General features: G+C 55.2%; 27 protein-coding genes. 11 read left to right on the forward strand and 16 right to left on the reverse strand.

Annotated features, from left to right (window positions below):
* Positions 1 to 638: 638 nt before the first annotated feature.
* Together HWX89_RS24920 and HWX89_RS24925 are read right to left on the reverse strand one after the other, a co-directional pair.
* A complete protein-coding gene (locus HWX89_RS24920; protein ID WP_246705286.1) occupies positions 639 to 1,238 on the reverse strand; it encodes a GXWXG domain-containing protein in 600 nt (199 codons plus the stop codon).
* Positions 1,239 to 1,469: 231 nt separating this feature from the next.
* On the reverse strand, positions 1,470 to 1,889 hold the full coding sequence (locus HWX89_RS24925; RefSeq protein WP_138793029.1) for a hypothetical protein: 420 nt from the start codon (positions 1,887 to 1,889) through the stop codon (positions 1,470 to 1,472).
* A gap of 771 nt (positions 1,890 to 2,660) precedes the next feature.
* Here HWX89_RS24925 and HWX89_RS24930 point away from each other — a divergent pair.
* From HWX89_RS24930 to HWX89_RS24960, 7 genes are all read left to right on the forward strand, one after another.
* Positions 2,661 to 3,164, forward strand: coding sequence for a PAS domain-containing protein (locus HWX89_RS24930; RefSeq protein ID WP_138793028.1), 504 nt, complete (start codon positions 2,661 to 2,663; stop codon positions 3,162 to 3,164).
* Positions 3,165 to 3,230: 66 nt separating this feature from the next.
* Positions 3,231 to 3,662, forward strand: coding sequence for an OsmC family protein (locus HWX89_RS24935; RefSeq protein ID WP_138793027.1), 432 nt, complete (start codon positions 3,231 to 3,233; stop codon positions 3,660 to 3,662).
* Between the two features lie 744 nt (positions 3,663 to 4,406).
* On the forward strand, positions 4,407 to 4,574 hold the full coding sequence (locus tag HWX89_RS24940) for a hypothetical protein (RefSeq protein ID WP_178340926.1): 168 nt from the start codon (positions 4,407 to 4,409) through the stop codon (positions 4,572 to 4,574).
* A 95-nt stretch (positions 4,575 to 4,669) separates the two neighbouring features.
* Positions 4,670 to 5,077 (forward strand): hypothetical protein, encoded by a 408-nt coding sequence (locus HWX89_RS24945; protein ID WP_138793026.1) that lies wholly within the window; start codon positions 4,670 to 4,672, stop codon positions 5,075 to 5,077.
* Positions 5,074 to 5,868, forward strand: a complete 795-nt coding sequence (gene xth / locus HWX89_RS24950) for an exodeoxyribonuclease III (protein WP_138793025.1) — start codon at positions 5,074 to 5,076, stop codon at positions 5,866 to 5,868. The genes HWX89_RS24945 and xth overlap by 4 nt, the downstream gene beginning before the upstream one ends.
* Positions 5,869 to 6,180: 312 nt before the next feature.
* Entirely contained in the window at positions 6,181 to 6,792 is a 612-nt protein-coding gene (locus tag HWX89_RS24955; RefSeq protein ID WP_246705287.1) for an exopolysaccharide biosynthesis protein, read from the forward strand.
* Positions 6,793 to 7,404: 612 nt separating this feature from the next.
* The gene (locus HWX89_RS24960; RefSeq protein WP_353505726.1) at positions 7,405 to 8,628 is read left to right on the forward strand and encodes a peptidoglycan L,D-endopeptidase MepK; all 1,224 of its coding nucleotides are present in this window, start codon (positions 7,405 to 7,407) and stop codon (positions 8,626 to 8,628) included.
* 315 nt (positions 8,629 to 8,943) lie between these two features.
* On the opposite strand, the gene HWX89_RS24965 is transcribed toward HWX89_RS24960, so the two are convergent.
* The 5 genes from HWX89_RS24965 to HWX89_RS24985 all read right to left on the reverse strand — a co-directional run bounded on the left by HWX89_RS24965 (position 8,944) and on the right by HWX89_RS24985 (position 15,482).
* Positions 8,944 to 9,288 carry a hypothetical protein gene (locus HWX89_RS24965; protein WP_246705288.1) on the reverse strand — a complete coding sequence of 115 codons (345 nt, stop codon included), beginning with the start codon at positions 9,286 to 9,288 and terminating at the stop codon, positions 8,944 to 8,946.
* Between the two features lie 2 nt (positions 9,289 to 9,290).
* Positions 9,291 to 12,551 (reverse strand): error-prone DNA polymerase, encoded by a 3,261-nt coding sequence (locus HWX89_RS24970; RefSeq protein WP_138793022.1) that lies wholly within the window; start codon positions 12,549 to 12,551, stop codon positions 9,291 to 9,293.
* Positions 12,548 to 14,062, reverse strand: a complete 1,515-nt coding sequence (locus HWX89_RS24975; protein ID WP_178340927.1) for a Y-family DNA polymerase — start codon at positions 14,060 to 14,062, stop codon at positions 12,548 to 12,550. The genes HWX89_RS24970 and HWX89_RS24975 overlap by 4 nt, the downstream gene beginning before the upstream one ends.
* Complete coding sequence (locus tag HWX89_RS24980) at positions 13,980 to 14,738, reverse strand: ImuA family protein (protein ID WP_138793021.1); 759 nt, start codon at positions 14,736 to 14,738, stop codon at positions 13,980 to 13,982. Before HWX89_RS24980 ends, HWX89_RS24975 begins: the two co-directional genes overlap by 83 nt.
* A gap of 297 nt (positions 14,739 to 15,035) precedes the next feature.
* On the reverse strand, positions 15,036 to 15,482 hold the full coding sequence (locus HWX89_RS24985) for a PPC domain-containing DNA-binding protein (RefSeq protein WP_138793020.1): 447 nt from the start codon (positions 15,480 to 15,482) through the stop codon (positions 15,036 to 15,038).
* Between the two features lie 312 nt (positions 15,483 to 15,794).
* Here HWX89_RS24985 and HWX89_RS24990 point away from each other — a divergent pair, with 312 nt between their 5' ends.
* The gene (locus HWX89_RS24990; RefSeq protein WP_138793019.1) at positions 15,795 to 16,319 is read left to right on the forward strand and encodes an MgtC/SapB family protein; all 525 of its coding nucleotides are present in this window, start codon (positions 15,795 to 15,797) and stop codon (positions 16,317 to 16,319) included.
* Between the two features lie 4 nt (positions 16,320 to 16,323).
* Here the strand turns inward: HWX89_RS24990 and HWX89_RS26340 are convergent, their stop codons facing one another.
* The 5 genes from HWX89_RS26340 to coxB are packed head-to-tail and all read right to left on the reverse strand — an operon-like array spanning position 16,324 to position 21,869.
* Positions 16,324 to 17,403: a c-type cytochrome gene (locus HWX89_RS26340; RefSeq protein WP_138793018.1), complete on the reverse strand. Its 1,080-nt coding sequence runs from the start codon at positions 17,401 to 17,403 to the stop codon at positions 16,324 to 16,326.
* Positions 17,400 to 18,041: a cytochrome c oxidase assembly protein gene (locus HWX89_RS25000; protein ID WP_138793017.1), complete on the reverse strand. Its 642-nt coding sequence runs from the start codon at positions 18,039 to 18,041 to the stop codon at positions 17,400 to 17,402. The genes HWX89_RS26340 and HWX89_RS25000 overlap by 4 nt, the downstream gene beginning before the upstream one ends.
* Positions 18,038 to 18,421, reverse strand: coding sequence for a hypothetical protein (locus tag HWX89_RS25005; protein ID WP_138793016.1), 384 nt, complete (start codon positions 18,419 to 18,421; stop codon positions 18,038 to 18,040). Before HWX89_RS25005 ends, HWX89_RS25000 begins: the two co-directional genes overlap by 4 nt.
* On the reverse strand, positions 18,418 to 20,928 hold the full coding sequence (ctaD, locus tag HWX89_RS25010) for a cytochrome c oxidase subunit I (RefSeq protein WP_138793015.1): 2,511 nt from the start codon (positions 20,926 to 20,928) through the stop codon (positions 18,418 to 18,420). Before ctaD ends, HWX89_RS25005 begins: the two co-directional genes overlap by 4 nt.
* Positions 20,928 to 21,869 (reverse strand): cytochrome c oxidase subunit II, encoded by a 942-nt coding sequence (gene coxB / locus HWX89_RS25015; protein ID WP_246705289.1) that lies wholly within the window; start codon positions 21,867 to 21,869, stop codon positions 20,928 to 20,930. Before coxB ends, ctaD begins: the two co-directional genes overlap by 1 nt.
* Positions 21,870 to 22,281: 412 nt before the next feature.
* Here coxB and HWX89_RS25020 point away from each other — a divergent pair, with 412 nt between their 5' ends.
* Complete coding sequence (locus HWX89_RS25020) at positions 22,282 to 22,473, forward strand: DUF2934 domain-containing protein (protein WP_138793014.1); 192 nt, start codon at positions 22,282 to 22,284, stop codon at positions 22,471 to 22,473.
* A 38-nt stretch (positions 22,474 to 22,511) separates the two neighbouring features.
* Here the strand turns inward: HWX89_RS25020 and HWX89_RS25025 are convergent, their stop codons facing one another.
* Positions 22,512 to 22,682, reverse strand: coding sequence for a hypothetical protein (locus HWX89_RS25025; protein ID WP_178340928.1), 171 nt, complete (start codon positions 22,680 to 22,682; stop codon positions 22,512 to 22,514).
* 522 nt (positions 22,683 to 23,204) lie between these two features.
* Here HWX89_RS25025 and HWX89_RS25030 point away from each other — a divergent pair.
* The gene (locus tag HWX89_RS25030) at positions 23,205 to 23,444 is read left to right on the forward strand and encodes a DUF6894 family protein (RefSeq protein ID WP_138793012.1); all 240 of its coding nucleotides are present in this window, start codon (positions 23,205 to 23,207) and stop codon (positions 23,442 to 23,444) included.
* Here the strand turns inward: HWX89_RS25030 and HWX89_RS25035 are convergent.
* Positions 23,400 to 24,170, reverse strand: coding sequence for a Crp/Fnr family transcriptional regulator (locus HWX89_RS25035; RefSeq protein WP_138793011.1), 771 nt, complete (start codon positions 24,168 to 24,170; stop codon positions 23,400 to 23,402). The two genes, HWX89_RS25030 and HWX89_RS25035, sit on opposite strands and share 45 nt — an antisense overlap.
* 193 nt (positions 24,171 to 24,363) lie before the next feature.
* Complete coding sequence (locus tag HWX89_RS25040) at positions 24,364 to 24,645, reverse strand: DUF982 domain-containing protein (RefSeq protein WP_138793010.1); 282 nt, start codon at positions 24,643 to 24,645, stop codon at positions 24,364 to 24,366.
* A 409-nt stretch (positions 24,646 to 25,054) separates the two neighbouring features.
* Between HWX89_RS25040 and HWX89_RS25045 the strand changes: the two genes are divergently transcribed.
* Positions 25,055 to 25,831: a Crp/Fnr family transcriptional regulator gene (locus tag HWX89_RS25045; RefSeq protein ID WP_138793009.1), complete on the forward strand. Its 777-nt coding sequence runs from the start codon at positions 25,055 to 25,057 to the stop codon at positions 25,829 to 25,831.
* A gap of 347 nt (positions 25,832 to 26,178) precedes the next feature.
* Here HWX89_RS25045 and HWX89_RS25050 read toward each other — a convergent pair whose 3' ends face one another.
* Positions 26,179 to 26,703, reverse strand: a complete 525-nt coding sequence (locus HWX89_RS25050; protein ID WP_138793008.1) for an RNA polymerase sigma factor — start codon at positions 26,701 to 26,703, stop codon at positions 26,179 to 26,181.
* Positions 26,704 to 26,738 lie beyond the last annotated feature (35 nt).

Below are 26,738 nucleotides of genomic sequence, written 5' to 3' on the forward strand. Positions count from 1 at the left end.
TAAACGTCACCGACTGTCGCTCTGTAATATTTCTCAATCGAAAAGGAAAAAACTGCGTCGGTCGCCCGAAGCAAAGTGAGTGATAAAATTGCGCTCAATACGAACTCAATCTGACAAGTAGCTCTCAAAACATTTGTCTCGCCCCTTGAAGCTCGGATATTGATTGAGGATAGCTTGTGCTGAGTCCAGCAATACGCAGCAATCAAGCCGTGTGTGACGGGTTGCTGGGATCTGCCAGAAACGATCCGTGCGGCGGACGAAATGCCCGGACTGGAGATTGGCGGTTAATGCATGCGCGGATTTCCGCGTTTTCTCAAAATGAAGCTGAATGCCCCATGACCATTACATTTTTCAGGCTTGGGCGAACACCTCCGAGCAGCCGCATAAATGGTCAACTGAACGAACTGGCACTCGCTGCGCGACATGGCCGAAATCACGTCCCGCGTATCGGAACTCTGACGTGACCCTGTCAAAAATTGCTTGGGCCGGTGCTGTCTGACCCTGTTTGCCGAACTCTGAGATACATTGGATCTTGTCCCTGTCCGCACGACGCCTATGGTATGGTGCCCTTCGTCTTTGCGGAAGGCTTCCTGCGGGAGATAGCAAGGCCAATCTGAGCCTCGGCGGGTAAATCCGATTCAGAGGAAGGGAAGACAAGATCGAGCTGAGGAAGTGGCGGCTTGGCTTCTGGGTTTCTTCCCAAGGGACGGATCATCAAGTGAGAAAACACGTTCCAGTGAAAAGAAATAGTGACGCTCATCACCTTTGGCGACCATCATTCCTGCCAGCTTGTTCTCCCCAATCCGTCTGAAATAGTCGGTGATCGGTTGCTTGTCGTAGACCATTGCAGCGGTTTCATCGTACTGCGAGGCCCGAAGGGTGAGGGATGCGGTCGTTCCACGCGCCCGCAAAAAACTTTGTCCATACGCGAAGACTTTTCGCGCCAATGAACTATTTCCTATGGGGGCCAAACGTATTGCCACCTCGATTGGAAAATATGACGGATCGATGGCCACCAGACGCCGCGGCTGCCATTGAAACAGCAATGCGTCGGCTTTCTGATCCGGGTGAAAGCGCTTGCCAAACCAGTTCAGATTTTCCAGCACTCCATCCAAGGGGTGTCCGGACGGAATGCCAAGACCTTTCCAAAGGCCAGTCATCTCGGCCGGGAGGACCGGCTCGAGCGATTTAAACCAACTCAAGGCTAGATGCTGATCTGCGAATTTCTGGTTAGTCATTCCTCCCATCCTTCAACAGAGATGGATGCCCTTCAGGCTGACAAGTGATATATGTTGGACATCGAGGTTCGGGGTATATGCGAACTTCATATTTCCAGCCAGCAGTGCCCCGAAAACCAAGTCGAGAAACGTTGGAGTTTCGTGTGGTGTCGTGGACAGCATATCACGCGAGCAATTGGCATGTCCTCAGGATTTCGGGTTCTTTTTGGCGATAGGGCATCGCTACCGTTATTAATTGCCGTGAAATCCCTCCCTTAGCAGACCTCGCTGCAAACCGCCAATTCCGGTTTTAACTTCAATAACACTGTAAATATTAGGGTCGCGAAAGACGCTCGCGTTTGCTGTCGAAACGTCTTCAGCCGGCGCTCCGTCAACTTCTTGAAAGTCTGTCTCTGTCCCCGCGGCCACGATGCGAGCATCCCCGGCCGTACGTGCGATAACAAAAATAGTATCGAGTGAACCTGCATTTGGGTCATGTGAGATCGGTTCAAGACGATAAACATTCAATAGTTCATCCACGTTGGTTCCAGTCGCGATTTTTTCCGCGTCCAAAATCTGTGCTTGGCTCTCGACTGACTTACCGAAGCTGTTCTCGGTGACCCCAGTGTTCTCTTCTAGGTCCGTTGATCCCCTTTGAGTGGCGTTAGACATCTTGATCTCCTTCCGGCATAGTAACGCGAAACATTATCGTCCAACTCGACGCGTTCAGAAGAGTTCCACGGGCGTCCGAGCCTGCATATTTGAAGCCATTGAGCCCGCCGGGTACGGCTAAGATGGGAACCACCTCAAAAACAGGACGTTACGATAAAAGAGGTAATTTTCCGAGTGCGCCGGATGTACTGTTCACGCGTGGAAACGATCTCGTAAGAAAGGCGAGTACGTCGGTCGGGTTTGGGAGAAACTGTAGTGATGATGCGGAAGAACGATTTCCTCGCTACCGAATATCAACGTATCCGCGCGGAGGGCGAGCCTCTTCACTCAAGTTGGCAAGAGAGTTTCGAGATATTTTGTGCTGATGTCGCGCACCTCGCTCCAACCTACGCCGGGAGCCGATATCTAGCGCCAATTAACCGCTCGCTAGGCTACGTTCCTGGAAACGTCGAAATCCGATACCGCGGTCCGAGTAGCTTGGGAGAGGAGAAGTATTCACCCGCAAAATCGAAAGCATTCGATTCAGCGGCCAAGCGGGCAGCAGAAAAAATAGAAAGGGTATCGCGACGTAGAGAGCAAACAGCTGATCTCCAGGATCCGAACGATCCAAAGCGATCGCTGTCAAAGAAGGGTATCAAGCAAAATAGTGTTGGGTAAGCGTCAGCGCCGGGCTTCACCAAAGACCGGTAGAGTTCGGGCAGCATCAGCGCTTATTGTTGACGCAGTTGAAACCTAAGATGACGTCTCGCGTTATCTCCGGTTGGAGGAGATATGCACACCACGTCATTGTTCTCATCGCAAGACGATGTTCCGTCACCCGTCGGGTTTTTCACTTGGGATGTCCCAAGGAACCTGGTGTTCGGCGATAGTGTATTCGCGCAGATCTATGAAATCGCACCTGAAGAGATTGCCGAGGGCATCTGCGTAGAAAGGATACTGGAACTCGTTTTACTTGAGGACCGCGGTCAACTGGCGGAACAAATTCACGCTGTTCTTCTGGGCAACGAGCCGGCTCCCTTACACTACCGCATAAGAAGCGCGAGCACGACAATTAAGTCTCTGACCAGCATTGGGACATGTTTTCGCGACGCAGAGGGCGTACCTTCCTACTATAGCGGCGCGATTATTCTCAACATCGACAGCAAAGATCAAGTCCACGACCCCTTGATGCTCTACATCGAAACCGCCCTGGAAATTGCCAGAGATCAAGGTCGCGAGCTTACGAGCAGACATCTTTCCTCCGCCTTAGGGTCTTTGGGTCGATATTCCAAATGAAGGTTACCAAACTTTCCACCTCTTACCCGGCAATTTCCCAGCATCAAAACTCAGGAGACTATTATCATGGCGATAAAAAAGAACGGTTCGGCTCATTGGACGGGCGGCATCAGGGCCGGAAAAGGCGAAATATCGACAGAGAGCGGCGCGCTTAGTTCGCATCCTTACGGTTTCAACACGCGTTTTGAAGGCGTCAAGGGAACAAACCCAGAAGAGTTGATAGGTGCAGCTCACGCTGCTTGCTTCACCATGGCCCTCTCAAAAATCCTCGGAGAAGCCGGATTGACTGCAACCAGCCTCGATACAACAGCCATGGTGTCCCTTGACAAAGTCGGTGACGGTTTTGAGATCACAGCAATCGCCTTGAACCTTCGCGGCCAGGTTCCGGGAGCTGATCAAGCCGCATTCACCGAACTCGCCAATAAGGCAAAGGAGGGGTGCCCGGTTTCAAAGGCTCTGGCTGCAGTGCCAATCAGCCTGGAAGTCTCTCTATCGTAGCCAAAATTTCAAATCGATGGGGATGCCTGCCTATGAAGCGGGCGTCCCTCCCCCCGGGCCGCACCAGGGATGCGGATCCAATCTAGAAGCGAATGACGCTACCAATAAAAATAGCAAATGTTGACGGCACAGCTGTCCATAAGGACGAAGGTTAAAAAACTTCCAGAGGAGCATCTAACGCGCAGAAAACCGGGATAGGCGGTAACGCGCTGATTGACAGGATGATGAAACGTTCTCCACACACCAAAGGCTTCCGGAAACCGGATTAGACATCCGGGGCGATTTCGTCCTCCCCTCGAAAAACGCACAGCATTGGGCGCAAAGCGCAACGATGCTCGGTGCAGCGCGATCCTCGTTACGCACGTCGGACGGCGATGAACCTGTTCGTCTTTCTCTTTTGATGGATTGTCAAGGTTCAGTGTGTCGCCCGTTCGCGGCGGGTTCTCAATAAACCCGATGACGTCTTTGATGCGCCTGTTCTCGTCAAGGTGCGCAATATCCGTCCCACGGGCTACGTGTTGATCGTCCGCAGTCAGAAGGTTCCAGGAGAAACGAACAACGGAGCCATATCCATCAGGTACCCCAAACAGTTGAACAGACAATCCTCGCAGACATATTTTAAGTAAGCGTCGCGATGAGGCAAGATCGCCACTTGTGACCCTTCCAACAAAACATCGTGGCCCGTCTGCAGCAATGGAACCCGAAATCGGGACCGTGCATTTTACTCTTTGAAAGGAGGCTCAAGTGAAAAGCGCAAATCCAGAGCCATACACGATCGAGAAATTGCAGTCTGTTTATGCATTGAGCTTGCAGAAAGCCGCGGAGATTTTGGATCGGTTCGGCGGCGACAGGAAATTGATCGAAAAGATGCTGAAGCGTTGTCCGTTGCGTGAAGATGGAAAAGACCGGTGAGCTGGTCAGCAGACGCCAGTCGGGTCCGTTCTGATCGATAGATGATTTTCCAATAAGCCTGAGAATTCGTCCCTATCCACCTACGAGGTAATCTTATGACCAACATCAAAACGCGCGGCTTCAAAGACCCGGCCGAGCTTCGCGAGCATCTTGCCGAACTTGATGACGAGGCGCCTGCGGACGATCCACCGCCGAAGGAAGAGAACGAATTCCAGTTGGCAATCGAACAGCTGCAGAGAGACGTCGACGAGCTGAGTCAACGTGTCGACGCAGCATCAGTCCGGCGGCGTCGTCCCCTGCCCCGGAACACCACCTATGGCTTCGGGTATTCGCCACTGCTGCCGCTACCCTCGTTCTGGGGCGGGTCTTCAGCCGTTTACGGCTTGGAGCTCCCGGAGCCGTCGCCGTGCCGCTTGTGGCAACAAAGGTCGGCGATCGTATCGTCCACTCGGTTTCTCACCTCGCAGGACATCAGTAACGGTGTCGCCGCACGCATCGCATGAAGATTGCAACCTATAACGTGAACGGTATCAATGGCCGTCTCGAGGTTCTCACGCGTTGGCTGAAAGAGGACAGGCCCGACGTCGTCTGCCTTCAGGAATTGAAGACGACGGACGACAAGTTTCCGTGGCAAGAAATCGAAAAAGCAGGTTACGGAGCCGTTTGGCATGGACAGAAGAGCTGGAACGGCGTGGCGATCCTCGCCCGCGATAGTGAACCCTATTTGACCAGAAAGGGTCTCCCTGGCGACCCCCATGATGCTCAGAGCCGATACATTGAGGCCGCAGTCAATGGCCTACTGATTGGGGGATTGTATCTGCCGAACGGCAACCCTGCACCGGGCGCCAGGTTTGATGACAAGCTTCGGTGGTTCAAGCGGCTGCAGAACTACGCCGCGGAACTACTCGACCTGGAAATCCCCGTGTTGCTGATCGGAGACTTCAACGTGATGCCGGACGAACTGGACGTCTACAAGCCCGAGCGCTGGCGTAACGATGCGCTGTTCCGTCCGGAGGTCCGCAAGGCATACGCCGAACTTCTTGCCCAGGGATGGACAGATGCGATCAGACATTTGCACCCGAACGAGAGAATATATACTTTCTGGAAGTATTGGCGGAACTCGTTCGAGCGCGACGCCGGACTGAGGATCGACCATCTTCTTCTTAGTCCTGTCTCCGCCCAATGGCTGAAATCTGCTGATGTCCGCCGTAAACCCCGCAGTTGGGACCATACGAGCGATCACGCTCCCGTCATGATCGAGATCGATGTTCCCGAAGACCCTGGGAACCCTTGATCGTCCAGCTTTCTCACACCGCATGATTTTGTCCCGCAGCGCATGATGTCGTTCCCGGACTTGAACGACAGCCTGCTGTTTCCCAAATGAAGGTTCGACCCGCTGGTCCGGACCCCTCTGGTGAAAGTCCCGGCGCTTTCACGATGTCGGACCTTATTCCGACACGACGCCGTGTTGCGCAATTGCAACGGCTGTCAGCATTTCGACGGGATGGACGTCTCCAGATAACCACTTTTAGGCAGGTGACCCCGAATGTGCAGCGTTTCGCGCATTGATCAAATCCGGTAACAACCACAAAGCTGAAGGCTGACCTTGGCAACTTATCAACACGGCACCAGTAAAGCATCCGCCACCCTTTCACGCCTTGTTACGGAGGCTCAATTGCAGGACGGCCTCACAATTACCGAAACTCTTCGCCTTATGGGGAAATCCGGCTTCGGTTTCGTGATCCTGCTTCTTGCGCTTCCGGCAATGATTCCCATTCCAGGACCTTTTGGAATGTTGTTCGGGTCAGCACTGGCGATTGTATCGCTTCAACTCGCGTTTGGGCTGAAGTCCTTATGGTTGCCATCCTTGATCGGAGATCGCCGGATATCGGCGAAGGCATTCGGTGCGCTCGAGCGTCATGCCTCGCCACTGGTTCGCAGGATCGAGCGTTTTGTCGAACCAGGTCGAATGGAAGCATTGTCAGGCCCACGAGTGACCTACATGCTTGCCCTGCCTGTCTTTTGTCTTGCCGTGGCCGTTGCCCTGCCGATCCCCTTCGGCAACATCGCCCCTGTCGCGGCACTCTGCGTCATCGCGATTGGTCTGATCGAACGTGATGGCCTCGTGGTGTCACTCGGGCTCGGTTTGACACTGGTCGCATTAGGCGTGACGGTAGCACTTCTCTACACGGCCGCCAGCCTTTTTCCATGGTTCTGAAGGAGCACGCATTTCATACTTCCAGATAACATGGATGACGGCGACCTGAATGGGCTTGCGCATGCGTCCCTGAACACACCTCATTTCCAACACCAACGTTCTTTATAAGTCTTTCATGTGTGTCGCTGAGGAACGGATGATCCCGCTCGTGACGCACGTTTGCTCAGGCTTTTGACCACGGATGGACTGGCACTGGTAAGTAGCAAACATTGAGGAAGGTCGGTGCGAATTCGCCCCGGCCTTTTTTATTTCCCCTAATTGCAGCATTCGTTGATCTAAGAAGTCTGCCAGAGCGTGAACAGGGCGCGGTAAATTTTATCTGCACCGGCTTCCAAACCTGGTATCGCGGGAGTGCAAACGCCCAGCCCACGACCACAACCAAATAACGCCGTTGTGATCCCTAACGCTCTGACTGCCATCTAGTGTCAATGACCTCTTAACCCTTTATTGACCATGATTGCTCGCAGTTCAGAGCGGAATGCGCCAGTGCGGCCGCCGCTGATTTTGAAACGTAAAGCGTAGCGAGTGTCGAAGTTGAAGAGTATCACGTCGTCCGGTTTTCGATCGGTTGGCCTAGCCGACCTGTTCAGGTGCTTCGTAAAAGCGAGCCAGGTGGCAGCACTTGCTGTTGCAGTTCTCCTCGGATTTACCTCGCTCGCTGCGGCCGAAGACCGTTCGCTGAAGCTCTATTTCGTACACACCGGGGAAAAGGCGACAATCACCTACAAGCGCAATGGACGGTTTGATCAGGCCGGCCTGCAGAAGGTCAACCGGCTCCTTCGCGACTGGCGACGCAACGAAAGTGGCAGGATGGATCCAAGGCTCCTCGACATCGTCTGGGAGATCTACGAGCGTTCAAACACGCGAAACTATATTCACGTCGTTTCCGGTTATCGATCCCCCGCCACGAACGCCAAATTGCGTGGTCGCTCCAGAGCAACGGGCGTTGCCAAGAAAAGCCTCCACATGCAGGGAAAGGCGATGGATTTCTTCATTCCAGGCGTAAAGCTCTCGACGCTTCGCAGGCTCGCGATCCAGATGCAGGCGGGAGGCGTCGGATACTACCCGACATCAGGCTCACCGTTTATCCACGTCGACGTGGGTGGCGTTCGTGCCTGGCCGCGCATGACGAGGCAGGAACTGATCGCCCTTTTCCCGGACGGACGCACGTTGCATCTGCCGCCAGACGGAAGGCGTCTTCCTGGCTATGACGTTGCTCTGGCCGACTATAAACGGCGCGTGGGACCGCAATCAATCGAGGTCGCATCCCCGTTGGGCTCGTCCAACACAGCTTCGCGCGTAGGAAGCCACGTAGGGCGGGGTGCAGACGATACTCTTCTCACGGCAATGCTGCCGCTTCCGAAAAGCCGCCCTCCACGAGCATTTTTAGACGATGAGGATGACGCGGAAAGCGGCAACGTTGTTGCACTCAAGGTGCCTGCCCCTCTCCTGAGGCCAGCTGTATCGGACACGCCGACGGATGCAATCGTCACTGCGTCCATCGGCGTAGTTCCCTCGGCCCGACCAACTCCCCAAATGTCGGCACTGACAGATGTCACCGCAGACTTGCTCGATCTCCCTGCCGGTTTCAATCGTGTTGCCGCAGACCACGGGACGGCCTTCAGGGAGCCTCAATCGTCAATCGCCTCGTTGCCTTTTGAAGCCGTCGGGACGGATGAAGAAGACGAACTGGACAGCATGGATCTACTGATTGGCTGGGCTATTTCTCCACCGGACAGCAAGGTTGCCATGCTCGCGCCAGGGCTGACAGACCGCCTGTTAATGGACCACACTGCCGAAGGAAACGGAGGCGGTAGCATCGCTTCGAGATTATAGAACTGCTACTATTGGCCAGTCGCGATGGTCGCCAACCTCGTGCATGAACTGATCTCATCTCATCATCTGCTGTAAGTCGACAGCCGCTGTCAGATGGACAAAACGAAAGTGGCACGCTTATGGAGAAGGACGCGCCACTTTTAGAGGGTGCCAGGCGTTGCTGGGGGACGGGGATGCCTGGCTGCATATGTAACGCCGGCACAGAGATTTGGTTCCTCTCATGCGTCACACTGGGCTTCCATTGTAATATACTGCCACGGTGGACCCTCTCCGTGCCGGACCCCTTGCCGTCCCAGCATCTCATCAAAGCGCGCATCACACGTCTTGGCCTTCGTCGTGGTGTTGTGGAGTGCTATCCATGAGGATTTTCAGCGCACGAATTGCACCTGCAGCTTCAAGGAATGCCCTGCTCACATCCCGGTCGCTCTGATCTTCGATTGAAGCGGCAATCGTCTGAAGATCCTTGACCACATCCCGCTTAAACGTCGATTGCGACGCGCCAATCTGCTCACGAAAATCGCGAATAATGTTTATCGCGCGTTCAAGCATGCGTCTTTTTTCAAAGAGGCCGAGCCTGTCCATTTCGTTGGCGTCGCGAACCAGTTCCTTAATGAACTGCGACATTGAACTCATAAGTCCTGCACCTTCTTCATCGGCCAATCCTAGTGAAAGTTCCGCGATCTCACCTTCAACCTGTCTATGTGCAGATCAGGGATATAGATATCCCGCGCCTGCACGGCGGGTTTCGGATTATCCCGGGGATCAGGACCACCACCATGCTTGACCTGGTCTCCCCGGCCATGCGGCAGCCGAAACTCGCCATTACGCTCCCCAAGTTTTGACAGGTCTTCGGAAAAGTCGAACAGCCGCTGGGCAACGAGATGCACGACCTCGCCTTCCCGCTGGATTTTCCCGTGGATGCCCATCAACGATGCGGTCATCAGGACACGTCTCTGTCGTTCGAAGAGCGTCGGCCAGACGACTGCGTTGACAATCCCCGTCTCATCCTCGAGCGTCAGGAACATGACTCCTTTTGCCGACCCCGGACGCTGTCTGACAAGAACCAGGCCTGCAGTCCACAGCCACCTGCCATCACGCTCACTCATGGCCTCGGCACAGGTTACAATCCGCTTGGCTTTCAGGTTCTTGCGCAGAAACGACATCGGATGAGCCCTCAGTGTCAGGCCGGTATGGGAGTAGTCTTCGACAACCTCCCTGCCCTCCGTCATCGATTTCAGCGTGACCTCCGGTTCCTCCACCTCGCTAACCGTCCTTTCTTCCCGTTCGGCTGCCGCTGCCCACAATTCAAGCGGTTCATCCCGTAGCGCCTTGATATCCCAGAGCGCTTGCCGCCGTTCCAGTCTGAGCGAGGGCAGGAAAGCATCGGCTTCCGCGAGCTTCACCAGTGATGCCGTTGGAACCCCGGACCGCCGCCACATGTCATCAACGGATGCGAAGTGTTCGTCTGCACGTGCGAGAATGATCCTGGCTGCATCGTTTTCCGCCAGACCTTTGACGACCCGCATGCCGAGCCGGACAGCAAAACGATCTGATCCCGGGATTGGCTCCATGGTGCAGTCCCATCTGGAAGCATTGACGCAGACAGGCCGGACTTCGACACCATGCTGGCGGGCATCAGTGACAATCTGGGCAACGCTGTAAAATCCCATCGGCTGGCTGTTGATCAGCGCCGTGCAGAAGACATCGGGATGGTGGCATTTGATCCAGGACGACGCATAGGCAATGAGTGCAAACGAAGCCGCATGGGATTCAGGAAAACCATAGCTGCCGAAGCCTTCGAGCTGGGTAAAGGTTTTTTCCGCGAACTCTCGTGTATAGCCGTTGGCGACCATGCCATCCACGAGCTTGTCTCTGAACTTGCTGACACCGCCGGTAAACTTGAATGTCGCCATCGCCCGTCTCAACTGATCCGCTTCGCCAGCGGTAAAGCCGGCGCAGGTCATCGCCACCTTCATGGCGCTTTCCTGGAAGAGCGGGACGCCAAGGGTCTTGCCAAGCACGGCCTCAAGTTCAGGCGTCGGATATTCGACCTTTTCCTTGCCCTCGCGCCGTCTCAGGTAAGGATGCACCATGTCGCCCTGGATAGGGCCGGGTCTGACGATCGCCACCTGAACGACAAGGTCATAAAATGTTCTGGGCTTCAACCGGGGCAACATAGCCATCTGCGCACGGCTCTCGATCTGGAATGTGCCCAGCGTGTCGGCTTTTCTGATCATCGCATAGGTTCGGGTATCTTCCTGGGGAATATCAGCGAGCCCCATGGGGAGCGCTTTGTATTCGCAAAGGAGTTCAAACGACCGCGCCATGCACGACAGCATCCCGAGCGCAAGCACATCGACCTTCATGAAATTCAGGGCTTCTATGTCGTCCTTGTCCCATTCGACCACCTGCCGGTCGTCCATGGCGGCAGGCTCGATCGGCACAAGGTCGTCGAGCCTGTCCTGTGTCAGCACAAAACCTCCCGGATGCTGACCAAGGTGGCGGGGTGCGCCCATGAGTTGGCCTGCCAGCTCCAGCGCAAGCCGCAGACGATAGTCTGAGGTGTTCATGTTGTTTTCCTTGAGCTGCTTTTCTCCCACACCGTCCTTTGACCACCCCCATATGCCGGACGAGAGCTGGCCGATCAGGTCCTCGGGAAGACCAAGCGCCTTGCCGACATCGCGCAGCGCCCCCTTTGCCCTGTAGCGGGTCACGGTAGAGCAGAGTGCAGACCGGCTACGGCCATAGGTGGAGTAAATCCACTGGATCACTTCTTCGCGGCGATTGTGCTCGAAATCCACGTCGATATCGGGCGGCTCGTCGCGCTCCATCGAGACAAAGCGTTCGAACAGCAGGTCCGATGTTTCGGGATTGATTGACGTGATGCCAAGACAATAGCAGACGGCACTGTTTGCCGCTGATCCACGTCCCTGACAAAGAATGTCCTTCGATCGGGCAAACCGCACGATCGAAAAGACTGTCAGGAAATACGGTGCGTATTTCATGATGCGGATCAGATCGAGCTCATGCAGAATGGCCTTGCGAACCTTGTCGGGGATGCCCTCCGGATACCGATCCGCCGCCCCTTCCCAGGTGAATTTGGTCAGTGACTGCTGCGCATCAAGACCCGGCACCATGGCTTCTTCGGGGTACTGGTACTGAAGCTCACTCATATCGAAACGGCAGCGATTGACGATCTCCCGTGTGCGGGCCAGTGCCTCCGGATACTCTGAGAACAGCCGGTGCATTTCCTCGGGCGGTTTGATGAACCGGTCCGCGTGCCGCTCGCGGTCGAAGCCGACATTGTCGATCGTCGTTGTGTTTCGAATGCAGGTGACAACATCCTGAAGCTGGCGACGGGAGGGATCGTGGAACAGGACATCGTTCGTCACGACCGTCTTCACTTTGTGCCGGAACGCCATGTTCGAAAGCTGGTGGAGACGAAGCCTGTCATTGGGTCTGCGGCGCAGACAAAGGCTTACATAGGCCCGGTCACCGAAGATTTTCGACACCTGGCGCAACTGGCTGACATAACCATCATCCGCCTCGTCAGGAATGAGGATTGCAATCAACCCTTCGCCATAGGCTTCAAGATCGCTGAGATCGAGGATGCACTTTGCCTTGCCTCCCCGGCTTTTGCCGAGGGATAGCAGACGGGTGAGGCGCGAATAGGCAGGACGATCGGTCGGATAGACAAGGACCGACATGCCATCGGTAAGGTCGAGCCGGCAACCAACGACCAGTCTGACACCCGTTGCCTTTGCGGCCTCCCAGGCACGAACGATGCCAGCAAGGGAATTGCGGTCAACAACACCAAGAGCGTCGATCCCAAGCTCTGCCGCACGCGTAAACAGTTCGTCGGCACTTGATGCACCGCGCAGGAACGAAAAATGCGTCGTGACCTGAAGCTCGGCGTAGTTCATCCGAACACTCCATGAAGAAACCACTCGTGGGAGCCGGTCTCGGTGTGAACGCCGTCGCCCGTGCGGTAGACCCAGTAACGCTCGCCAAGATCATCCTCGACAACGAAGTAATCCCGCACCGCCTGCATTTCCCGTGGACGCTGCCACCACTCCCCGAATATCCGCTCTGGTCCATCGGCACGCTTCACACGGCGACGCTTGCCGCGCCAGGTGAACACAGCCGGTGGCTGGTCGGGCAACAGTGCAACAACGTCAATGCGCTCAGGATAGGCAAACAATCGCGATGGTCTTGGCCATCTAGATGCCCAATCGGCTCCAGTTTCCAAAGCAGCAGGAGCGATACGAACCACCGATCTCTCGGGGACATCGGAGGCAACGGGTGTCATCCGATAGAGGCGTTGGCCGCGATTGCCGAGAATATCGACGATCGGTGTGATGTCGACCATCTCTTCCTCGATCAGCGTTGAGGCCGCCTGCTTCTCCTCCAAAGGCTCGGTCATGATCGCCACCAGCACCAGCTTCTCGATGCCGAAGCCGGGATCGATCTTTTCGATGCGATCGCACAAAAGCTTGGACAGACGTGATGGATCGCGCACCGGTTTGGCAAGGCCTGCACGCAGACACTGGCGCGTGTTGTCGACGCGGTGGATTATAAGGTCTGATCGACGCACACCGAGGCCACGCTTCTCCAGTTCAAGGGTCAATTGCGACACAAGACGGCGAACGTATTTCTCGATGGTTTCAGCAGCGCCTATGGGTTCTTGGAAATTGCGAAAGACCTCGACAAGTTCCGGCGTCCGAATTGGCTCGATCGGCTCGGCAAGACGACCGAAAAGTTGATCCAGGCGTCGTCCTGGCTCCGGACCAAATCGCAGCGTCAGCGGTGCTCTTGGCATGGCCGACAGTTCCCCGACTGTCTCGACACCCAGAATGCGAAGTCCCTGAACCGTATCCGAGGGCAGGCGCAGACAGTGGATGGGAAGACTGACGACGGTTCTCTGTATGTCACCAACCGGCACAACTGTGGTCTCTGCCGATGTCAGTCGCGTTATTGCGTGCGATGCTCCCCAGCTATCTGTCACTGCGGCACGCACCGTCAGGCCGCGGCTGCGCAGCACATTGACCAGACCTGATATCATCACCTCCTCGCCTCCACGCAGATGGTCAGCACCTTCGGTATCCATGACGATCCCGTCGGCACCATCGACTGCGACAACGGGGCTGTATTGTCTGAGCGCCCAGAGTGCCAATCGTTCCAGGGCTGCGGCATCAGCAACGGGATCGGCATCCAGCATGGCGAGATCAGAAATGACCGCCTGCGCCTTGCTCGCCGCCATGCCGATATGCAGACCAACCCTGCGTGCGGCGGCATCTGCTGCCGACACCCAACGCTTTGAACCGGACCTCGAGATCACCACAAGGGGTCTGTCAGCCGGCACGGCTCCCTCGCCATGCCGACGTATCCGGTCGGTCGGCAGAAACGGGAAGTAAACAGATACGACCCTTGGCATCACAGGCTCCTATTTCAAACTCAGCACACTCGCCTGCTTTCACTCTCAGCAATTCCGCCAGCCATCGCGCCCGTCCAACGCCTGCGACCGGCAAGCTTTCCGATGGCAACACACTGACGCGCCATCTGGTTGTCGAGGCTGTCGGACTGCCGTAGTCGGACGCCTCGTTCTGCCGTCGCCACCGCCGAACGACAAGGCCCATGCTGCCTGTCCGCTCGGCCGCAAGATGCAGACGGCGGGATGCGGTCATTGGGAGACGGACCAGTTCTCCAACGACCGCTCCAAAGCCACCGAAGGAAAGCCCTTCCTCCATCGAGGCTAAAACGTCCTCGTCCTTGTCACCCTCGCAATAGATCACCCGGTCGGGATGGAGCCCTGCCTGTGAAATGGCTGGCGCAAAGAGATCGGGACGGGTCAGACACCAGAGGACCTTTCCCTTTGATCGGGCTGCAATACCGGCGGCAAACAGCGCTGCCGCAGCCCCATCGACCGTCCCTGCTCCACCGCCGGCAAACTCATGAAGAGCGCCAAAGGCAATCCCGCCACCAGGAAGGTGCTCATCGATCTGGCGTACGCCGAACGGCAATGCCGTAGCCTTGCGCGCCGCAGCGCCTTCGAGGTGGGCGATACGCTCCCTGAGATCGTCGATCAGTCTTGAGGTACGCGCATGCGACATCGTTCGCGGACCTCCTTCGGCTCACGTTGAGGACGGACGTAATGTCCATAAATGCTAATGTTCTTCTTTTGTTCCTGTCGCGATCCAGAGTCAAGCGGGGGAGTTTTTCCTTTCCACAGCAGCCTCGAGCCATAAGTGTGGAAGTGCAAATCGAATCAGGGGCCTAGCTTCCCATCTCGATGAAGATCATCATCAAATATTTTTGTGTGAGATCTAATTATGCCAGCAGCGGAGAGGCGTGAGAGGAGTGTGCCTCGCACTAAGGGCAGAATTCTAGAGACCAATCTGTTGTTGATGCTAGATGTCGATGAGTGCCAACCCAAGTTGGGGGTGAAACCTGCGCTTAAGTTCCGCGGGCGTTTCACGCACTACGACCTCCAATGTGGGCTTCACAATACCCTTGAGGAAATGTCCACCACGGGTACGACCGTCCAAAAAACCCAGGACCGCATGCAAATGAGGAGATGGAACGCCCTTTTCGTCTAATGTTATGTCGCCAACAAGACTGAGAACTTCGCTTTGTTCTTGAATTGGAATGTCCATGTAACGCGTCGTATGGACGTCGAAAAAGGCCAGTGTCGCGCTTTCGAACGCACCGATAGCCGTGACTGACGCAGCATTGATGCCATTGTCTATCGCAAACGCCCTGATGCCATCGAAGGCTTCCTCACCAGGATCAGCAACAAGCATGAATACACGTTCAGCCGGTTTCGCATCTTGGATCGACAGTAGTTTGCTACGCATAGGTGCTCCTTCAGTTCTACCTGCGCTTTCAAGCCATTCCCACAGCTATTGCGGATATGTCGCGGCAGTCTTGCTGGATCGACTGTGTTCAGCCCCATATGCCGCCTGGCCCAATAAACGCCTGACCGGCAAACGTGGCCAGGGAGGGAATGTTCCGAATTCCCGAGATTGGCTAACTCCAAAGCTTGGCAAACGCCCCAAGCGCTTTTGGGAAACCAATTCGAGGTGGAAGGGAACAAACACACGCCATTCCGGTTCATCGGCACACACAATGGCCCACCTGTGTGCTGGCGATTGCGGGAGGTAGTAATTGTGAGTGACTGGTTTAGCTATGCAAGCGTCCATGCTGACGTCCTTGCTCACCTTTGGACACTCTCTGTTGCCTATGTTCTTGCGCTGCCGATCGGCTGGGATCGTGAGCAGAAGGAACGAAGTGCAGGACTGCGAACCTTCCCACTCGTTGCTATCGCAGCATGTGGTTTCATCGAAGCGACGCAGACCGTTACCGGTGGTAGCCCAGAGGCAACTGCCCGTGTTGTCGAAGGTATCGTCAACGGTGTCGGCTTCATTGGTGCGGGTGCGATCGTTGTTGGTAAACTCGGAACACGCGGAACGGCAACCGCGGCCAGTATCTGGGTCACCGGTGCAATCGGGGTGGCTGTAGGACTCGGATCCTACGATACTGCAATCGTGCTCTCGATTGTGACATTCGCGACGCTTAGGCTTATGACCAGTTTCAAATCGGAAAAAAACGAAAACTGCGGTGACGCAAGCGAAAAACCGCATGGAGAAGCGCAAACATTTTCCAGGCGCTATGGCCGTAACAAATCGCCTTGAACCATCAGTCCATTGCTGCCGACGGCCGATCATTGTTACGTTGACTGAAAAAACTGGCGAGGGTGTCGATATCCTCATCGGTCAAATTTTTAGCAGCGACCGCCATGAGATGGGATGCTTTTCCTCCTCCTCTGACGCCCATCCGGAACAATCTGAGCTGCTGGCCGAGATAGGCGGCATTTTGCCCAAAAAGACGCGGGTAGTCCTCATTCCCGTTGTCGCGTTCGTGGCACGAGAGGCAGGCTGGAATTCTGTCGATCGAACGACCGTTCTGAGCAAGCTGCAAACCCGCCTGGTACCGTTCGGCGTTAGTCGGTCCGACCTGCTGCCACGACACCCGTTGTTCAGCATAGTGACCGGCAAGTTTCTTCAAATCGTCCTGGGACAGGGGTCCAAGGGCAACACTCATGATGCCGCTTGGCCGTCTGCCCGCTTTATAGGCTTTTAGGCTTTCCAGCAGGTAGGCTTCCGATTGTCCTGAAATGAGAGGTACTGCACCTCCATTGCCTGGTCTGCCTTGCGCGTGGCAGCTTTCACAGGTCATGACGAGCGGAGTAAGGCTCCTCGCCGTTGGTGTCAGTTGCAATCCTGAAAGCTCGATGTAATCGCGGGCGCTCATTTGCGGCAAGTTGCGTAAAAAGCCGACCATGGCCCAGACCTCATCGTCGCGAACCTGGGTCGGCCAGGATGGCATTCCGGTGAACCGGACGCCATGTTTTACGATTTCGAACAATTGCGCATCGGTCCACGCGTTCACAGCGACGCTCAGATCTGGGGGTGGAGGGAGCATGGACAACATGGTCGAAGAACGCTGCTCAGCAGGCGAGCCATGACAGACAGCGCAACCACTCTGGAAATGAGCGGCTGCCGCCGCGGTCGATGAGGGATCGTCATGCCTTGAAGGTTCTGTCGATAATGATGCCGTACGCACCGAGTTGCGCATCACCCAATGCAAGAACCAGTCGGTTGCCGCCCAGTGGCCTGTGCTGGCGCGCACCCCGATTAGACCTGACCAGGCTAGCCCAAAGACCAGGGCCGGAACGGCCACAGCAAGGACGGCCAGATGTCGCCAACGCATCCTCATCGACGCAGCTTCCCTGTGAAGGGCGCTTTCTCCTCCAGCGCGCCCGCGAGCAATGCAATGCCACCGCCGAGATAGACAATTGCTCCCACCAGAAGCATCACGACGCCGCCGGCATGTTGGTCCATTGTTGCGGTTAATGAGACACCAAAACAACTTACCTCGCCTGATCCGTAAAGGGGGCGCGGTGCAAGCGCAAGCAGAGCCCCAAGTAGCGTCATGTGCATTGACGTGAACAACAGGCCGAAAACGCCAGCCAGGCGTCTTTCTTTACGATCAGCCGTTCCGCCACCCAGGCAGGCCAGCCAAAGCGTCAGACCGGCACCGAAGAAGACGAGTTGCTCAATCGCCGCAACGACAACTGATGTTTCCGATAGAGCCCGCATTGCAGGAACATGCCATCCCCATACCGCAAACAGCTCCAGTACCGATGCCAGAAGCGGCGTTATCCAGGCCGAGCCCGAGGAGAAATCATATTGCGAGCCCGATAGAGCCAATGCGAACAACGGCGCGGCTATGGCTACCACGCCCATGTGAACGACCATATGAACTGTAAACGAAGTCCGATCCGAGAACGGGAGAACGCCTGCCCAGAGGATGGCGAGAACCGCAACCGCTATGATAAGCGTCTTTGGGGTCATGTCTGACATTCCGCAAGAAAGAGCAACGGGATTGCGGTAAAGATTACCGCCACGAAGCTCAAACCTGACAACAGCAGTGTAGCAAAGCCCTGGAACAACGTTCGCGACGATCGCGTCGGTTCGTCATGCGGGGGGTCATCTGCGCCAAACCCCCATTGCCGCCATGCAAGCCATGCAGACATAACGATCATCAACAGCGCTGCAACGGTGAAAATAACAAGGCCTATACGAAGCCCGTCAAAAGAGAAGGAGACCGGAAGGCGTTTGGCACAAAAGATCGCCGCCAGCACGTAACAAACGAGAAAATGCAATCCCCAGACGACAGGAGCCGTGAACAGCGTCCATAGAGTTTCGACTTCGCGTGGGATGAAACTCTTCATGTGGCCACCTCTGGAAAGACGCCCAAAACAATGAACGTCACCACGGCAGTAACAGCCATGAAGTGCCAGTAGAGCGTTACGTTGCAGATATCCTGGTCATATTCATGCGTCATTCGTCCTGCGAGGCTGCGAGCCAGACAGTAAAGGTGCATCACGGCACCGACGACACCGTGAGCAACCGTCCACAAAGTAATGACCCAGACAATCGCAGGATAGACATTTGCTGTCGGATCCATTTTCGAAACATACGGTCCAGCAAGTGCGGCAAGCGATGCTGTGATCGTCAAGATGAGCGCTGCAACCAGCACAAAACGGCAAGCCAATGCCGACCTGTTGTTCGTTTCACGCGCGAGGATGGTAAGAAGCCACGCCAGCACATAGAGCCCAAGGGCAACCATCGGCCAGAACAGGCCAGGTCCTACGACCGCAGTAAAATCATCATGCACGGTCCAGTAAAAGAAATAGCCAAAGATCAGGCTTGCAAACGCCGTCCCGTCACCGACCATGGTGATGAACATGGCCCACCAGCCAACGGAGGCTGGGCCAGACACGTAGACCGGCAGACTTAGTCCAAGGCCGACATCGGTTTCCGGTGTCTCCGGAATTGGCGCCGTGCCTGTCCAGAGCCAATAGAGTATGGCGATAAAGGTAATGATGGCGAACACGATGGTAGCCACCCACCAGTGGAACGTCAAAGCGACAAAGACACCACCGAGTGCTAAGGCAGCAACGATTGTGACATAGGAAACACCGCCAACTCGCAAACACTGAATCGGTTCGCCGTCCAGCACCGATGTCACCAGAGTTTCGCGCTTTCCTGATTTTGCATCGGGCAGATAGAACCGGCCCGCCTCGATATCATCCTGCAGGTCCGGTTGATCCCAAAGCGGATAGCGACTGGTTATGATCGGAACCGAACGCATCCCCCAACTTTCCTTCGGATCATTTGTCCATTCCAGCGTGCCGGCATTCCACGGATTGAGGTCAGGCGTTGCAAGATCTGGCTTTTTACGGAAAATGTCGATGACGAGCGTCGCGACCCCTGTAGCGAATATGAACGCACCGATCGTTGAGATTAGATTGTAAAGGCCCCAACCGAATTCAGCCTGGTACGTGAAAACACGTCTTGGCATGCCGGTGAGGCCGGAAAAGTGCATCGGAAAAAAAGCGACGTTGAAGCCGCTGAACATCAACCAGAACGCGACCTTGCCCCATTTATCGGAAAGTTTTTTTCCCGTTACAAAGGGAAAATAATAATACATGCCCGCGACGACTGGAAAAAGCATCCCGCCAATCAGAACATAATGCAGGTGGGCAACAATGAAATACGTGTCATGTGCCTGCCAGTCGAATGGCACAAGCGCAACCATGACACCGGTCAAGCCGCCAATAACAAATATGATCAATCCGCCTGCGCCGAACATCATTGGAACAGAGAATATCACTTTCCCCGCAAGCATTGTCGCAATGAAGACGAAGATCTGAACGGCGGTCGGAATGGACACAGCCTGTGAAGCTGCCGAGAAAAAAGCCAGCGATATTTGCGGCAGCCCGGTGGCGAACATGTGGTGTACCCACAGACCAAAACTCAGGAAGCCGGTGCCGACTGCGGCAAGCACGATCCAGGAGTAACCGACAATGGGCCTTTGCGAGAAGGTCGGCACGATCATCGCCATCAAGGCAATCGCCGGCAGGAAAATGATGTAGACTTCCGGGTGACCGAAAATCCAGAAAAGATGCTGCCATAACAACGGATCGCCTCCCTTCGTGACATCGAAGAATGGCCATCCGAACATTCGTTCCATCTCGAACAGGATGTCGCCTGCAATCAACGGGGGGAATGCAAAAAGGATCATCCCGGCAACTATCAGCAGATACCAGGCAAACATCGGCATCATGTTGATGCGCATGCCCGGCGCCCGGCACTTCATGATGCCAACAATGATTTCGACTGCAGCGGCGATCGATGCGACCTCTATGAAAGACAGACCAAGAAGCCAGATATCGGCCCCGATACCGGAATATTCCTTATCGGTTGCAAGTGGTGGATACATGAACCAGCCAGCATTGGGTGCTGCATTGAAGAAGATCGAGCCACAGACAAATACGCCGCCGAGCAGAAAGCTCCAGAAACCGAAAGCCGACAGCCGGGGAAAGGGAAGTTCCCGGGCTCCAAGCATGGAGGGAAGAAGATAAATCGCCACCGCCTCGAAAATTGGCACAGCGAAGAGGAACATCATCACCGTTCCGTGCAATGTGAAGGCCTGATTGAACAGTTCCGCGGAAATGAGATCGTTTTCCGGCACAGCCAACTGCACACGGATCAAAAGACCGAGCAGTCCCGCAAACAGCATGAAGGCAAATGCGGCGACCCCGTACCACAGTCCAATCTGGGCATTATTGACCGATGTCCAGTAACGGAGCCCTTTGGGTGTTTCCCAGGCTTTGCGCAGGCGGTTTTCCTGTGCCGCGCGTTCCTCGGTTGAGAAATTGCCCAATTGGACCATCAATGCAAGCCTTTCAGATAGGTGGCGAGCTGATCCGTCTCCTTTGATGACAACATGGCGTAGTGCGGCATGAGACCACCAGGCTTGAATTTTGCCGGTTCGCGAATGAAGCGCGCAATGTTTTCCGTCGTGGCTGGTAGCGACCCCGCACCGATGAAGTTTCGCGACCCGAATGCCGTCAGGTTCGGGCCGATCACACCTTTCGCCGACGTGCCTGAAATGGTGTGGCAGGCTGCGCAACCATGATTGAGGAACAGGGTGAACCCCTGCGCTTGCTGGTTCCCAGAGGGATTTTTGCGAGACGAAATCCACTCCGCAAATGCAGTTGGTTCCAGCGCTTCAACGACGAGCCCCATCATGCCATGAGACGTTCCGCAGAACTCGGCGCATACGCCTCGATATAGTCCGGGCTTTTCGGCAAGAAGCGAAAGCGTATTCACCCGCCCGGGTATCATGTCCATTTTTCCGCCGAGCGATGGGATCCAGAAGGAATGGATGACATCCGCAGACTGTAGCGAGAACGTAACTCGCTCGCCGACAGGCAGCCGAATCTCATTCGCAGTTTCGAAGAGTACGTTGTCATCCACATCGAAATAACGAATACGCCACCAAAATTGCTCGCCGGTCACCTCGATTTTCCGATGAACAGTTTTATCGAGATCAAACCATGGGCGCATCTGCGGCATGAGCCACACCGTGTAGGAAAGAAGCGCCACAAGGACCGCGGTCGGAAAAAGTGCTCCACCCCATAGAATAAGCCTGCCTGCCGCCTTTTCCGAAAATGCGTTTTTCTTCCGCACCGCGAAAATCAGCAGAATGACGACCCCCGCCCAGATGACCGTTGCTCCCCAGAACATCACCATGGCGAGATCCCTGACATCGGCCGCCTCTTTTCCGGAAGGGTCGAGCGCAGAGTGATTGCCGGAACATGACGACAGCATGATACTCAGCCCGAACGCGATAACTCCGCATGCAGACGCTCCACACCAGCGATTGCCGCGGCACGGAGCTGGCGTCCTCGAAATTCTGAATTTGCACTGGGGATAGCTCATTGCGCACATCGTCCCGTTCCATGACTGAATGCACAACCTTGGGTTCCGTTCCGCTCGCGGTCGCTAACAGGGCAGATGCTCCATCCGAATGACCTGGAACCTTGGACGAAATCAGCAGTTCGGGGATTGCAGAAGGGATAGCGCAAGCGGCGCGGCGCGGTTAACGGATGGAGACGACCAATGCCACGTGGAGACAAGTCAGCCTACACCGACAAAGGAAGCCGAGCGGCGCGCATGGGCAACGCGTCAGCCCCGTCAGCACATATTTGTCCCAACGCAATCACACGTGACGGAGGATGTCATGCCAGAGTCTCGTGAGGAATGGATAACCAAACGCGCATACGAAATTTGGGAGCTTGCAGGAAAGCCCGACGGTCTCCATGAAAGTCACTGGGCGCAGGCAACTGCGGAATGGGAAGACCGAACGCCTGCACCTGACGCCCCGAGAGAAAGCTCCCCCGCGGCGTGGAACGGAAAGGAAAGGGAAGCTTAGATGAGGTTGACCTGCTGCGGCACCATTGACGAGGAAACTTAGCCACCTGTCGCCGAAAATCCGATCATTGTCGCATAGACCACAAATACCACGACACCAATGATCACCATGGTCGTGATGACGAACTTGGCAGCACGCCGCTTCTCGGGCTTGTTGTCGTTCGGCTCGGTTTTGCGCAAGACTGGATCGCGGGAATCATTGGCTGCCATGACGATATCCTTTCATAAAATACGCCATTCTAACGCTTTGGCCACCCAACCGTTCCGCCATCCTAATTCACGCGACCGCCCCAGATCGATAACGGCTAGCACTTGCCCCAGCAAGCCGCCCCCAGGCGAGATAACCGACACGATAAGAAATGGGGCGGCCGCGGCGACCTTTCCGCGCCTTGCGGGCGTGCACGGCGACCTGTTCAGTTTATTCTCCCCTTTCGCCCACCATGCTCGAAAACTCTGCACCGCTACTCGAAACCATCGGTGGCGAGCGGGGTTAGGAATGCGGAGAGCAAATTCGAAAGGAGAAGACGATGAGTAAAGAGAGCGGAGAATCCGATCGGATTTCCAGAATGGCTCAAGACCAACAACAGGACTTCCTGAGACGTTCGTCCCTGCAGTTCCTAGAATGCGCAATACATCTGTGTGCGACCAGCATGAGCATATCGGAACTTGCGACCCACCTGGAAAAACAGGCGCAACATTTGCGCGAGTTCGGCTAGAGATCGAGGGAGCCATATGCCCCGCTATTACTTTGATGTCATGAGTGGCAACAGCGTTCTTGAGGACATGGAAGGAAGCGAACTTGTCGATCTCAATCATGCCGTCGCAGAGGCGCTTGAGGATGCACGAGCGTTAATGAGTGAAGCCGTCCGGCAAGGCCATGATATTTCGGATGGATCCATCGTCATACGGAATGGCGATCGCACCTTGTTAAAAGTGATCCGATTCACTGATGCTCTGGACAGGAAATCCTGACAGTGCAGCCCCAACGCGCATCCTCGCGATCAGCTTTTCATACTCCCGTTCTGCGTTTCCGTAGGTCATCGATGCAACCTGATCGAGGAGATTGCGATCGATAATACGTACATTTCCGCGACTGGCGCGGATCGCATGAATGCCCTCCAGAACGTGCAACTCATTTGTTATTCCGGGACGCCTTACGCCAAGAACGGTTGAGAGAAACTCATGCGTAATTGGAAGATTGTCAGTAGCGAGCCGATCGTGACACATGAGGAGCCAACGAGCCAGCCGCTCGCGCAAGGTATGCTGGCCATTTGCCAGAACAAGCTGCCCCACCTGAACCAGACAGACGTTTATGTAACCCAGCACCATGTCCCGTATGCGGACATTTCTCTCCATCTCCCGACGGATCTCATGAGCCGGGACAAGCAGGCCATCGCCGGCAACATACATCACTGTTTCATCAGGCGTCGCTTCAGCGCCCAAAAGGCTTGGCCATCCAGTCATGCCCTCGCACCCTACCGGCATCACTTCCATGCTTTTTCCGCCATCGGTGTGAGCAAGCGTCGATGCCAGACCGGTTTCTATAAAACAGACGTGAGTAATGGGGGAGTTCGTCGCGACCAGACGATGGCCGACGGGCAATTTAACTGGCTCCATATGGCGGGAAAGACGGGAAAAGCTTTCGCCGTCGAGGGCACTGAGTAACCGATTGCGAACTTGGAAATCTGATTCAAACATGGCGGTCCGGTTGGTTCGCCTTTCTGCTTAAACCTCAACTGCGAGCCGCACTTTAGCATCTGGAAATTGTAAGAAAACCATGAGTACGTTTCCGTACCAAGTCGCCGGCCGGGGGGCTAGCAACGAAGTCCTTCTAAGAAAACGAAGTGTCCGCAGACGTCGGCGACGTTGAAACTGTCGGTCTTTGTGAGAATTACCCTGTTATTTGATCATCCAGAAACGACCGAACAACCTCGTGTCTTACCTCGGCCTCAAGGCAAGCTGCGAGCATGTTTTCATAGGCAACAGCGGCGGGTGCGTCCCTTAAACGTGCCAAGTGGCAGCTCCTGACTGCGCGCCAGTAATGAGCCCCGGATTTCACCGGCCATTCCTCTTCCAACAGATAAATCGCCTCGTCCATTTCCTCGACGAGGATGCGACGTCCTTTCATCAGAATTAAAAGGGAGCATGCTCCAAGCAGCGGGATCGCGGTCATTTATGAACTCCTTGGCTAACCTGCCCTCGCGCCGCACCTCGCTCCGGCAAGTGACCCCTATCTGTCTCTCTGCGCTCCGGTTCCCACAATTTTCCTGAAGACAGAATAATGGCGTTTGCCTTGCGTGTTCCGACCACTCGGGAAGTTTCTGCGACCGGTGAAGCATTGCCGAATTTGCTTGATGGCGGAAGTTGAACGGACAACGCCTTATTGTCGGAACTGTCGGGGAGCCTCCTCGTTAAAGATGTGATCTACCTCTTTGGATCGAGCAAGGACATTGTGGTGTACACAAGGGCCTTGCGGCATCGCAAGTCGCCTCAACGCGCTTCGTGTCATGACTCCCGTCACGACGCACACAATCGATTACACGTCTTTGAATCACCTCGCGAGCCTCACAGAGGAAACCGTTATGCAAGAGACAATTGGACCGCTGTTGGAGAAACAATCAAATCTGCTGCTCGACCTTCTAGATGATGATGTGATGAATGAGGTGTTGAGCCTCTGCTCACCGGTCGAACTGTCGCTCGGCGACAAGCTTATCTGCGCAGGGTCACCTATCGAACGCGTCTACTTTCTCCAATCCGGCATCGCCTCGATCGTCGTTGTTTCAGAAACGGGCCGAGAAACAGAGGCTGGTATCGTCGGAAAAGAGGGTTTCGTTCCAATCGGTGCGCTTGCAGGTGTCGAAACCAGCATGACGGAAATTATAGTACAGGCGCCGGGGAAAGCCAACGCGATAGACATCGAGGATTTTCGATCACTTATCGCAAAAAACCGCTTTTTTTTGGAAATCATGATTGCGGCTCTCCATGCGTCAAGGGCACAGGTCGAGTGCACGGCCTCCTCTAACGCGGTCCACACGGTCACGCAACGCTTAGCCAGGTGGTTGCTGATGTGTCAGGACAGGGTGGAGGGCAATCACCTTCAACTGACCCACGACTTCCTGTCAAAAATGCTCGCGGTCAGACGAGCAAGTGTCACCGACGCTCTTCACATTCTTGAAAGCGAAGGTTGGATCCGCTCCGAAAGAGCGAGGATCGTCATAAAGAACCGTGCAGGGCTTCAAGCCTATGCGCGAGATCTCTACGGTTTGGCCGAAGCTGAAAGTGCTCGTGTGTTCATGCGCTTTCGAAAGGATGACGTCTCCAGTTACGAGACAAAACCATCGACGGAAAAAATTGCGTGACTTTCGGCAGGCACCCAGTCTGTACGCTTGCAGACATTTGATGTCGCGGATTTACGGTATAATATGCAGAGATCTTACCCCGTGGACTGAAGTGCGAGAGCGCTCCAGGAAGGTGAAATGTCCGCAGTTCGTGAATATCTAAGGTCAGCTATTTCTTGAATGATGACATGACCGTCGTTCAGGGAGCCTATGAGAGGGTATTGTTGTCGCAGCCCGATTCGGCCTTGTGTCGTGAGGAGGTCGCCCGGTATGTCCTGACCATGTACAACCGGGGAATTATTGATCCCGCAAAATTAGAGAGACCGGCGATCCTTTATTTTCGAACAAAGCTGCGCGTCGGTTGACGTTCAGTCCAGAGCCCGTCTTAGCGTTTCCCTGGCCCGATTGACGCGGCTTTTAATCGTCCCCACCCGGCAACCGCAAAGGGCTGCAGCTTCCTCATAGCTTGTACCGTCAGCCACCAGCATCAGCGCTTTGGCTTGTCCACGATCAAGTGTCTCAATGGCGCGCATGACATCGACATGCAGCATTCGCCACTCCTGGCTGGCCGGTGAGACCAGCGACTGCTCGACACCACTAGGAAGTCCGACACACTCTCGTTTGGCGATCTTGTACCGAGTGCAGAACGTGTTGCGCAAAATCGTGAAAAGCCACGATTTCAAAGCCGTCCCAGGTGTAAAGCAATGAAGAGAGCGAAGACCGCGAAACATGGTTTCCTGCACGAGGTCTTCAACATCCTGATCGTTTCGAACGAAGCGACGCGCAAATGCCGTGAGTGCAGGCGCCAGACGGGCGATACCCAGTCGCAAGCCGTTCAGTTGTGCTTCGCTGAGTGAGCACGGTGACAACGTGCTGAGGGTATTCCTGGCCATTTGCTCATCCTCCCAATACAGGGAAATGAGCTCAA

The sequence above is a fragment of the Rhizobium sp. RM genome, from assembly GCF_013390595.1.
Classification (GTDB): Bacteria; Pseudomonadota; Alphaproteobacteria; order Rhizobiales; family Rhizobiaceae; genus Agrobacterium.